This is a genomic window from Methanobrevibacter sp. (genome assembly GCF_036307625.1).
Lineage (GTDB): Archaea > Methanobacteriota > Methanobacteria > Methanobacteriales > Methanobacteriaceae > Methanocatella.
Genome location: NZ_JAXJXF010000155.1, coordinates 1 through 10,911 on the forward strand (window position 1 = coordinate 1; position 10,911 = coordinate 10,911).

Here is a 10,911-nt window from a genome sequence, read left to right on the forward strand (position 1 = left end):
AAGTATGAATAAAAAAATTATTTTAATTGGAGTCATTGTATTTATATTATGTCTTGGAGCCGTGTCTGCAGCAAAATTGGATTCAAAGAAGTTTGGTGACGATTTTTCTATAAAAGTTCCAAAAGGTTCTCATTTTGTAGCTCAAAAACAGAATATGAGTGGTACGGATGGTTTCTTTAATAAAAATATGAGTCTTGATTCATATGTGGATAATCAGAATCAGATTATGATTCTTTATTCTAGTGTTCCGATATTTTCTGAGGATTCGGTTGACATGTTATATCAGATGATGTTTCAAAATTTGAATCCTGATTTGGATTCATGTTATGAAACTCAGGATGGAGATTTGAAATTCCTAAAGCCGATTAAAAAATCCTCAACAAATATGGCGTTGGCAGGATTTAATCAGGGAAATAAGACAGTCATGGTTATTGGTACTGATTATGATTTAGTATATGATATGGGTAAGACAATTAAGTTTAGTTAGTTGTTTTATTCTTTTTTTACTTTTTTAACATTCTTTTTATTCACTTTAAAATAATCTTGTTCTGACGCATCATGGTATAATGACGGACTCCATGCATCTGGTAAATATTTTTTTACTTCTTCATAATTCATTTCACGATATTTTTTAGCTTCTTCTTGAGGAACTTGCTTTCTTTCAAGTATTGTGGAGTGATAATCAACTTCATGTCTCATACAAATGTTATGTCGTCTTATGTTTCTTCTAAACTTTCTAATTTTTTGATCTGTCCAACCACACTCTTTATGAATATAATAATCTTCAGGGCCTTGTTTTCGTTTGTATGAACTATAATTATCAAATGTCGCATTTAAAGGCCTATAACGACAGTCAGTTATTTGAACTCCCCATTCTGCACATTTAACTCTTTTTTCTTCCATTTCTTCATAATTTGGTTCATAATTATATATCATGAATATTGATATTTCTTTAGCTGTAAAACCAGCATCAATTAATAAATCAATCTGTTCTTTAATTTTCGGAGCCTGAACTATTCCATAATCCCAGGCTATTTTCGGATTTTTAAATCCAGCATCTTTTAACATTTTTGCTAAATAAGGTTTCTTTCTTAGTATTCGCCCATCAAATCCTGATTGTGACTCTAAGTAACTTATTTTTTTCTCTTTTTTCAAATCAATTAATTCTTTGAGAATGTCTTCAATATATTGGTTGGCTAATAAATTGTTATCATAAAATATTAATTTTTTCTTGATAATTTCATCTTTAATCGATTTTTTACAAACCCAGTCAGGTTCTATAATGTATGTCCCACAAAATCCGCATTTTCGTATGCATCCTCTACTTGTATGTATTATTTGATAATCAACATCAACAAGGCTATAATCAGGTATTATATTTTCTGCTTCGGATATGGGGCCTTGGATAACATCAGTGCATCCTGTGTATTTTTTGCAATGTTCTGGCATTAATGATGCATAAACACCTCCTACTAGTATTGGAACTCCTTTGAATTTATTTTTATAAAATAAAACTGCATTTTTGACATGTTCTGCCCAATATGTGAATATTGAGGTGACACAAATTAAATCTGGTGTGAATTCATCTTTTATTGGTATGTCGAATGTTGTTTGGCCATAATCATTGTTTTTTTGTTCTTCAAAACGTATTAGCTTAACATTAATATTCTTACTTTTGAGGTATGCAGCTATCTTTAAAAGGCCAATTGGTAAAAAATTTGAATGATTTCTGCTTTTATTTGGAATGGGGAAGTTGGGCTCTACAAGCAAAACGTTTTTTATGTCATTTTTTATCCAATCGCTAAAGTTCATGAATTTCGCCTATTAATTATTAAATTTATTATTAATTTAATTTTTTTAAACATTTTAAATGTTTGCTTATTATTTTAGAAACAGTTTAAAATGGGATCAATTTTTTTAATTGAATCAATTTTAATATATGTTTATTTTCTCTTTTGTTTTGTATAATAAATTAGGAGTCATATAATTTTTGATAAAATAATTTATTTAATATTTCAAATTTCATTTATTTTTTAAGATCACTAAAATTAGTCTATTATTTTGTGTTATTGTCTTGTTTTATTTTTGGATTAATATTTATGTTGGTGTGTTTTTTATATTTTTTAAGATCGTTATGATCATGTTTTTTTTGATCTATTTGGGATCTGATCTTCTGTTTTCAGGTTTTTAAAAACTTTTTAAAAGTTTTTATTTCTTTATTTCTTCTATATTAATGCTACATTTGGGTAGATATTGTGTATAACATTATTATTGGGTTAATTAAGAATTTTTTAGTAAGATATATATTTTAATATTTAAATATATATAAATAAGTTATAATCATGTGTATAATCTTGTAATAATTTATCTTGGTGGTTGAATTTGAGTTTTAAGGATTTGGATATCAAAATTAAATATGATTCTGATGATATTGATGTTCTTAATGAATTTTATATTCCTGTTTTGTCTAATTCTATAAAATACTTGAGGATGTCTGGTTTCTTTTCATCCACTTCTTTAGCAATATCTGCGAGAGGACTTGAAAATTTTATAAAAAATGATGGTAAAATGATGCTGATTTGCAGTGCAATTTTATCACATGATGATTTAGTTAAAATTAAAGAATTTTATTCAAGTCCTATAGAATTAATCGAAGAAAGATTCTTATTCGACTTAAAAAATATTTCAAATACTTTTATTAAAGATAATTTGGCGGCATTAGGTTTTATGTTAGCTAATGGTAATCTTGAAATCAAAATTGCTATTCCAAATGATGAACGAGGTATTTTTCATTCAAAAATAGGGATATTGATTGATTCTTATGGGGATATGGTTTCTTTTAGTGGTTCTGATAATGAAACTGCACATGGTTGGAAATATAATGTTGAAGAGTTTAAAGTATTTAAAAGTTGGGTTTCTGGACAAGATGAATATTTTAATGAAGATTTAGAAAATTTTTATCAGTATTGGAATAATTTAACGAAAAAATCTGATATTATTGATCTTCCTGAAGCAATTAATAAAGAATTAATTGAATTGGCCCCAAGTCATTTAAATGAGCTTATTATTAATAATGTTTTTGAAGATGATATTGGGAATATTTCAGAAAATGAAAATTCTAATTTGTTTAAATTAAGAGATTATCAAATAGAAGCAATTGATAATTGGTTTAATTCTAATAAATCTGGAATTTTTGAGATGGCTACTGGAACTGGTAAAACATTCACGGCATTGGGTTGTGCAAATAAATTATTGGAGGAATATTCAGAAAAACATGATCCATTGTTAATTGTTATTGCAACTCCTACTTCTCATTTAGTGGATCAATGGGAAAAAGATGTTTTGAAATTTAATGTTGATTTAATTATTAAAGCATATTCTAGTAATTCTTCTTGGAAAAAAAATTTACCAGACCAATTATTGGATTTAAGTATTGGTGAACTTAATAATATTGTAATTTTAACAACGCACAAAACTTTGTCTAAAGAGTATTTTAAGAATTTTATATCAGATTGCAGTGCCGATTCATTGATAATTGTGGATGAAGTTCATGGAATTGGTAGTTCAAACCAACGATTGGCTTTGGATAATAAATTGTATGATTTTAAATTGGGTTTAAGTGCAACACCTGAACGATGGTTTGATGATGAAGGTAATGAATTTATTAATAATTTTTTTGGAGATGTTGTATATAGATTTACATTGTCCGATGCATTAATAAAAAATAATCCGGATACTGGTGAAACTTTTTTAACTCCTTATGAGTATCATCCAATTTTTGTTGAATTAACGGATGAAGAATTTGAAGATTATCGTTATTATACAGAAATTATTGCCCAATTATATGCTAAATTGAAAAGTAAATATGCTAAAAATAAATCAAAAATTAAGATTGATATTAAAAATAATTTGCGTAAACGTCAAAATATTCTTAATTTAGCTTCTAATAAATATGTGCACTTCAAATCTCTTATTTCAGAGTTAAAATGTAATACTAATAATAATATTCGTAATTTATTAGTTTATTGTCATGATTCAAATCAATTAAATAAAATTAATGCTATTTTAAACGATGAAGAAATTATTAAACATAAATTTACTGGTGAAGAGAATATTGAAGAAAGATTGAATTTACTAAATCATTTTTCTAATGGTGATATTCATGCATTAGTAGCAATGAAATGTTTGGATGAAGGTGTTGATGTACCTTCTGCTGAAACAGCTATCATTATGGCTAGTACTTCAAATCCTAGAGAATATATTCAGAGAAGAGGAAGAATTTTAAGACGCCATCCGAATAAAAATTTAGCTATTATTTATGATATGATTGTTTCTTTGTCTGAAAAACATCTTAGGCAATTAAATAAAGATCAAAAGAGTTTGGAGTTAAAAATCATGGAAAAGGAGTCTAGGAGATATAGGGAATTTGCAAATGATGCTGTTAATTATGATGAATGTTATAAGTTACTTGATGAATATTTTAGGGTTGTTTTAAAATGACGGAATTGAATAGGGAAATTGTTAAAGAAATTCGTAAATTGGACTGTGATAATAATATGAAATTGTTCTTGGAAGAAGCACTAAATTATGAGCTTAGTTTACATGATGGTGATTCAAATGATAGTAAACAAGCTATTGGGAAGGAATATAAAAATTTCATAACAAAATTTTCTAAATGAGGATGGAATATGATTATTGAATCAATTAAAATTGAAAATTTTAGACAATATAAAGGACCTATTGATTTAAAATTTAGTTTGGATAAAAATAAAAATTTTACTATAATTCGAGGAACTAATGGTGCAGGTAAAACTAATTTATTAAATGCAATTACATGGTGCTTATATGATGATGAATTGCATAAACCAGATAAAGTTTCAGGAGGTCCAATTTATAATTTAATTACAAAAAATAAAATGGGGCCTAATGATGAATTTTATGTAAAAGTAGAGTTATCTATGTTGGATGAGTATGAAAACAGAGTCATTTTTCGTAGAAGTTTAAAATGTTATACTGATAAGAATAATGTTTTTGTTGAAGATCCATTTGGATCAAAATTTGATGTTTTTTACTCTGATGGGGTGAATGATAAACCTTTATCCAATCCATATATATTTATTGAAAAAAACATGCCAAAAGATATTGAAGGTTATTTCTTCTTTGATGGTGAAAAATTAGAAGATTATTTTGAAGAAAATTCAGGTTCTTCAATTAGTAAATCTGTTTCAGAATTATCTCAATTGAATTTACTTGATTTAGTATCAAGTAGGTTATCTACTAGAAAATTGGATTATTATAATCAGATTAGAAAATTAAATAAAGATGAAAGTGAAGTTGTTGGTTCTAAAAATGAGTTTGAATCTAAAAAAAGAAAGGCTTCAAAGGATAAAAATGATGCTATTGCAGAATTGGAAATTATTGATGGAAAATTAAAAGCCCTTCACAAAGAAAAGGAACAAGTTGATCATACTGATGCGAAAACATTAGAAAGAGATTTATCTAGGTTAAAGAATAGGGAGGCTAATTTGGATAATTCAATTAATAAGGGTAAAAATAAGAAAAATGAATATCTTATTAATTCCTTCCCATTATTATTAAGTTATTCTGCAATGAAATATTCTTGTGAGTTAGGCGAAGATTTGGAAGAAGCGGGTTTTATCCCTCCACAATATAAAAAAGGATTTTTAGATTCAATTTTAGATAAAAATGAATGTATTTGTGGGTGTGATTTGTCACAGGATATTGATGCACGTAGCAAAATTGTAAACCTTAAAAATAATACTTCAGAATTAACTGATGTTTCTGAAGAAGTTAATGTAACTTTAAGGGATTTGAAAGATACGATGATTTCTGTTCAAAAGTTCAATGAGGTAAGAGATGATTTCAATGATCAAATTCGTAAAGATAAACACGATTTGTCTGAGATCCAATCTCAGATTGAGGAGAAAGAATTGCAATATAATCAGATTAATCATCCATTGATTAGAAAATTAGAGCAAGATATTAAGGATTTCAATAAAAAAAGAGATGAACAAATTGAAAAAAGGGTTAATGCAGAAAGAGATTATCGTGATGCTGTAGATGAATTGGATAAAATCGAACGTGAAGAACGTGGAAGAAGAGTTAAAGATAAACAAATAATTTCACTTAAAAAATACAATTCTTTCTGTGAATCTGCAATTGATATTCTTGAAACTCTCAAAAATGATTTAACAAATAGTATTAGGAATAAAGTTCAAAAAGCCACTGAAGAACAATTTAAAAAATTGATGTGGAAGGATAATTTTAAAAGTATTTCTATAACTAAATCTTACAATGTTCTTCTTAAGGATGTTACTGGTGAAACTGTCACTCCAGGAATTTTATCCGCAGGTGAAAAGTTAGTTTTAGCATTATCATTTGTAGCTGCTTTGAATACCATTTCTGGTTTTGAATTGCCTTTTATTATTGATACTCCTATGGGTAGATTAGACCAAGAAATGAAAACAAATATTTCAAAAACATTGCCGGAATATGTTAAAGGAAATCAGGTTGCTCTTTTAGTAACTGGGGAAGAATATACTGATTCTTTTAGAGAAGGAATAATTGATAATGTTGGAAAAGAGTATATGATTGAAGTTAATGAAACTGATATTGGTACAGAATCTAAAATAATATTAAATGAATAAGTGGTGGTTATAATGAAATTATTTCAAATTATCACAGCTGATGGTGAATTTAATGGTAGGTTTGAGGTAACATTTTCTGAATTTGATGAAGAAAATGATGATTTTAAAAATGAATCCCGTATTCAAGATATTAAAATACAATATTGTTGTGGTGGGGAGCGATGGTGTTTAGATAATCCCACTAAAATTAGTGATAAAGTTATAGCACAAGAACTAATTTCAAATTATGATAAGGTTTATTGGACTATTAAGAATGAAGATTATGTTATTAAAATCACTGATGATGAAGTTATTAAAGATAGGATTTATATAAGGAAGCAAGATCGTGAAATTTATGAGTCAATTAAGAAAAGTGAAGGTGATTTGAAAGGTGTTTCTAATATTGACTTATTTTTAATTGCTATGATGTTGGGATATAATAAAAAAGGAAAACATGGCCTTAAAGGTGTTGTTTCTACAGCTAGGGATGGATTTGTAAGGGTAGGAAGTTTTCCGGATAATGCGTGGTATATTATTAAATCTGTTGCAGTTTATGAAGAAGAATACATGGAAGTTTTATTAAGTAATAATAAAATGTTTGATATTGCTGAAAAATATGCAATTGTTGGAATTCAAATATTAGAAAAATTATACTTTGAGAATGAACATAACTTTTTAAAGAGAATGGAAAAGTTATTAATAGATGAATTTGAGTTTCAGGGTATTCAGGATGATGTGTTGGGGGAATAATTAATTTAGTTGATGTTGATGTTTTATAATTTCTAATTTAGACTTTTCTTCTAATAACTACAGTTCTTTTAGGAATATCTTATTGGAGGGGGGTTATTTTTTGATCTTGAAGTTATAAAAAGTTATTTCTTGTCTATCAATTCTAATTACTTTATTTTTCTTTTTGGAAGTAGTGGCTCTTGTAAATCTACTTTGTGGGCATTATTTTCAATTTATCTAGATTAAATATTGTGGAAATAGTTTTTATAAAAGGTTGGTGTGAATATGTCTTATAATGCTGAAGGATTAAAAGAAATTGCAATGGTGAATAAAAGAAATTTAAAAAATAAATTTTTCAATATTCCTGTTAAAGATTTTGTTTATAAATTCAAAATATCTGGTGTGGGCTCTAGATCAATTAAAATAGAAAAATTTTTCTACTATTCTGAAATAATGAAAGCTGTTAATGAAGGAAATAAAGATGGGTTTGAATATGAGATAAAACAAACAATTGCTGGTTCAGAAGTTATTGGTACTGCTAATGAATTGCGAGAGTTGGCTTTAGCTAAAAAAACAAAATTAAAAAATGAATTCGTTGATCTTTATTTGGGTCGTAAATTTTATGAATTCAGAATTGCGGGGATTGGATTTAAATCAGTCAAAATTGAGATGTATATGGGGTATGATGATATAATTAAGGAGGTATCATCTAATAATCCTAAACGTTTGGAAATAATTTTGATGGAATTGATAATAGGCGATAAAATTGATTTTGATGAATATCAATCAAATCAAAAAGATGAAATTGAAGATTCCAAAACTAACGTTAATTCTAGAGTTAATAAAGAAATTGATAATGTGGATATCAGTAAATTGGATAAATTATCTGAAGAAGAATTTGATGAAATAATTGTTAATGTTAAGGGTTGGCAAAAATTGGTTTTTGATTCAATTGATGATATTATTGATGATAAATTCACTTTAGAAATGTTATTAAAACAAAAACGTATTTTATCTTATCAAACTAGGGGTGAGGATTTAAAAGAGAAGGTATTGGAAAATTTAAATCAGTTAATTGATCTCGGTTTAGTTTTAAAAGCGAATAAGACAATTTATGTTAAATTATGGAGTTAGGTAATCTATTCTTTATTCGACCTAACTCATCATTTCATTGATTCTATTTTCTCAATCATAGTAGAAGACCTAATTTCATTGTCATATTCACCAAAGACCTCGCCAGCATAATCTCCTTCCTCGATTTTCAATGGAACTGTATAGCCCTTAAATGCATTGAAGACTTCCAGTGCTCCGTCATAGTCTCCCAGCTTGTATTTTGCAAACCCACTATAAAGAGCCAATGTCACGAATATCTTTTCCTTGTTGTACACTAGCTTTTCACCTGCATAGCTTCTGTTTATCCGCATGTTAATTATCTTTGGCCTTATGGTAAAAAATTCATCGACAAGCTCCACAACGCCTTTGTAATCTTCGGCAACTGCAGTTCCGTAAATGGCATCAATCACGTTCCTTTCAAGCGTGTTCCAATTGGTCAAAGTGATGCTGGTATCGCTTACGCCCATTTTAACGCATTCCATGATGCTGAGTTCTGACTGGTCTATTTTATATGTCCTGACCACGAATTCGAGCCATTCCCTTAAAAGGGGAGAGCATCTTTTGTATTCCTCCAGAGTTTTTGCTTTATGGACCGCCATGTCAATCTCGACGGAGAATATGACTCTGGATATGTTGGGGTTTTTCTCCTTGGTATTTTTCAAAAGGTCTGTGAGTTTCCTTTCGTATTTTTCGAAGTTTTTCTTTCTTTTTGCTTCCTTTTCTTCTGGTGTTTTCCTAAAAAATCCCATATCATCACATCATTACATTACACAGAATGTTTTTATGGTTATATGTTTATAGGCATATTTTATTTAAATCAAATAATGGAAATTGTTTAATCAAACATTTTTTCCTGAAACTTTATAACGTAAGCTGCCAAATATTTAACCAGAGTATCATGAAAACTTTAAATGTTGTAGCGGCCATTATCAAAAAGGACAACAAGATTTTGGCTACAAAAAGAGGATATGGCGAATTCATTGACATGTGGGAGTTTCCGGGCGGAAAAATAGAACCCAACGAAACCGAGAAGCAGGCACTAATTAGAGAAATAAAAGAAGAGCTTGACTGCACAATAAAGCCCACAAAATTCGCATTGAATCTTGAATACCAATATCCTACATTTTATCTCAAGATGAGCTGCTTTGAGGCAACAATAATCGAAGGAACTCCAAAGCTATTGGAGCACAACGATGCAAGGTGGCTTTCAAAAGACGAACTTGATGACGTTAACTGGATTCCGGCCGACATCGAGGCTGTGGATTATCTTAAAAAAACCATGGAGGATTAGCATGGACAGATTACAAATGGCAAAGGACAAAAAGGCTGAACTTGAAGGCAAACTGGAAAAGGTCAAAGGAACTCCGAGAGAAGAGGAATTCCAGATGCAGCTTGATAAAATCAACCAACTAATCGAACATCTTGAAAATGAATAACCTAAACACCGACGACATCATTAACGGGGCGAAAACCGCATTCATTGACGAACACATCAGCTCCAGCTCTGACTTTAAACCGAAACTGTTATACAACGACAGAAATTCCAAGGTCATAAACTCCATAAGGGATGAGCTGAGAGGCTGCGACGAGTTCATATTCTCTTCGGCATTCATCACCATGGGAGGAATCACCCCTCTTCTTGAAGAGTTTCTATACCTTGAAAGAAACGGCATAAAGGGAAAAATCCTTACAACTGATTATCTGAACTTCACAGAACCCAAGGCATTAAGAAAGCTTCAGGGCTTTAAAAACATTGAAGTCAAGCTTTATCTCCAGGAAAAGGAAGGCTTTCACACCAAAGGGTATCTCTTCAAAAAGGACAATGTCTACAGGGGAATTGTCGGAAGCTCCAATCTCACCATGAATGCGCTTTCCATCAACAAGGAGTGGAACGTAGAATTCACATCACTCGGCGAAGGGGAGATGCTGAGTGATCTGAAAAATGAATTCAACACTCTCTGGGATGAGGCTGAAAATCTTGATGATGTGCTTCCCGAATATGAAAAGATTTACGATGACAGCAGGAAATTCTCTGATTTGAAAAAAATCACCCGCAAAATCAAGGAAAGCAACATCACTTTAACTCCAAACTACATGCAGGAGCAGTTTCTGGAAAATATCAGAAATCTCATTCGTCATGGTGAAAACAGGGCAATACTGGTGTCCGCTACAGGTACGGGTAAAACCTATGCCTCTGCCTTTGCTGTCAACGATTTCAAACCCAAAAGATTTCTCTTTCTGGTTCACCGAGAACAGATTGCAAAGCAGTCAATCAACGCCTACAGGAATGTTTTCAAAGACCATGACCGCTTCGGCCTTTTAAGCGGAAACTCAAAGGATTTTGACAAGGATTATCTTTTCTCTACAATACAGACAATGTCCAAGGATGACGTCTACACTCACTTTGAACCTGACCATTTTG

The 10,911-nt window shown here is 29.8% G+C and carries 11 protein-coding genes; 9 read left to right on the plus strand and 2 right to left on the minus strand.

What is annotated here, in order from left to right; translation table 11 throughout:
* Positions 1-487: hypothetical protein (locus UIB65_RS09845; protein ID WP_330041319.1), on the plus strand; the 487-nt coding region annotated here is incomplete at its 5' end.
* 5 nt (positions 488-492) lie between these two features.
* Here the strand turns inward: UIB65_RS09845 and UIB65_RS09850 are convergent.
* On the minus strand, positions 493-1,812 hold the full coding sequence (locus UIB65_RS09850; RefSeq protein ID WP_330041321.1) for a cobalamin-dependent protein: 1,320 nt from the start codon (positions 1,810-1,812) through the stop codon (positions 493-495).
* Positions 1,813-2,382: 570 nt separating this feature from the next.
* Here UIB65_RS09850 and UIB65_RS09855 point away from each other — a divergent pair.
* From UIB65_RS09855 to UIB65_RS09875, 5 genes are all read left to right on the plus strand, one after another.
* A complete protein-coding gene (locus UIB65_RS09855) occupies positions 2,383-4,500 on the plus strand; it encodes a DEAD/DEAH box helicase family protein (protein ID WP_330041323.1) in 2,118 nt (705 codons plus the stop codon).
* Positions 4,497-4,679 (plus strand): hypothetical protein, encoded by a 183-nt coding sequence (locus UIB65_RS09860; RefSeq protein ID WP_330041325.1) that lies wholly within the window; start codon positions 4,497-4,499, stop codon positions 4,677-4,679. The genes UIB65_RS09855 and UIB65_RS09860 overlap by 4 nt, the downstream gene beginning before the upstream one ends.
* A gap of 9 nt (positions 4,680-4,688) precedes the next feature.
* A complete protein-coding gene (locus tag UIB65_RS09865; RefSeq protein WP_330041327.1) occupies positions 4,689-6,668 on the plus strand; it encodes an AAA family ATPase in 1,980 nt (659 codons plus the stop codon).
* 12 nt (positions 6,669-6,680) lie between these two features.
* Positions 6,681-7,397 (plus strand): hypothetical protein, encoded by a 717-nt coding sequence (locus tag UIB65_RS09870; protein ID WP_330041329.1) that lies wholly within the window; start codon positions 6,681-6,683, stop codon positions 7,395-7,397.
* A 264-nt stretch (positions 7,398-7,661) separates the two neighbouring features.
* Entirely contained in the window at positions 7,662-8,510 is an 849-nt protein-coding gene (locus tag UIB65_RS09875) for a hypothetical protein (protein WP_330041331.1), read from the plus strand.
* Positions 8,511-8,539: 29 nt separating this feature from the next.
* Here UIB65_RS09875 and UIB65_RS09880 read toward each other — a convergent pair whose 3' ends face one another.
* Entirely contained in the window at positions 8,540-9,238 is a 699-nt protein-coding gene (locus UIB65_RS09880) for a hypothetical protein (protein WP_330041333.1), read from the minus strand.
* 149 nt (positions 9,239-9,387) lie between these two features.
* Here UIB65_RS09880 and UIB65_RS09885 point away from each other — a divergent pair, with 149 nt between their 5' ends.
* The 3 genes from UIB65_RS09885 to UIB65_RS09895 form a co-directional block, all read left to right on the plus strand.
* Positions 9,388-9,780, plus strand: a complete 393-nt coding sequence (locus UIB65_RS09885) for a (deoxy)nucleoside triphosphate pyrophosphohydrolase (RefSeq protein ID WP_330041335.1) — start codon at positions 9,388-9,390, stop codon at positions 9,778-9,780.
* A 1-nt stretch (position 9,781) separates the two neighbouring features.
* Entirely contained in the window at positions 9,782-9,925 is a 144-nt protein-coding gene (locus UIB65_RS09890; RefSeq protein ID WP_292883566.1) for a hypothetical protein, read from the plus strand.
* On the plus strand, positions 9,918-10,911 hold a 994-nt coding region (locus UIB65_RS09895), incomplete at its 3' end, for a DEAD/DEAH box helicase family protein (RefSeq protein WP_330041338.1). The genes UIB65_RS09890 and UIB65_RS09895, both read left to right, overlap by 8 nt.

Excerpts from the sequence above, each read along its gene's own strand:
- UIB65_RS09850 (WP_330041321.1), bottom strand. The coding sequence starts at position 1,812 with ATGAACTTTAGCGATTGGATAAAAAATGACATAAAAAACGTTTTGCTT.
- UIB65_RS09860 (WP_330041325.1), top strand. The coding sequence starts at position 4,497 with ATGACGGAATTGAATAGGGAAATTGTTAAAGAAATTCGTAAATTGGAC.
- UIB65_RS09865 (WP_330041327.1), top strand. The coding sequence starts at position 4,689 with ATGATTATTGAATCAATTAAAATTGAAAATTTTAGACAATATAAAGGA.
- UIB65_RS09870 (WP_330041329.1), top strand. The coding sequence starts at position 6,681 with ATGAAATTATTTCAAATTATCACAGCTGATGGTGAATTTAATGGTAGG.
- UIB65_RS09875 (WP_330041331.1), top strand. The coding sequence starts at position 7,662 with ATGTCTTATAATGCTGAAGGATTAAAAGAAATTGCAATGGTGAATAAA.
- UIB65_RS09880 (WP_330041333.1), bottom strand. The coding sequence starts at position 9,238 with ATGGGATTTTTTAGGAAAACACCAGAAGAAAAGGAAGCAAAAAGAAAG.
- UIB65_RS09885 (WP_330041335.1), top strand. The coding sequence starts at position 9,388 with ATGAAAACTTTAAATGTTGTAGCGGCCATTATCAAAAAGGACAACAAG.
- UIB65_RS09890 (WP_292883566.1), top strand. The coding sequence starts at position 9,782 with ATGGACAGATTACAAATGGCAAAGGACAAAAAGGCTGAACTTGAAGGC.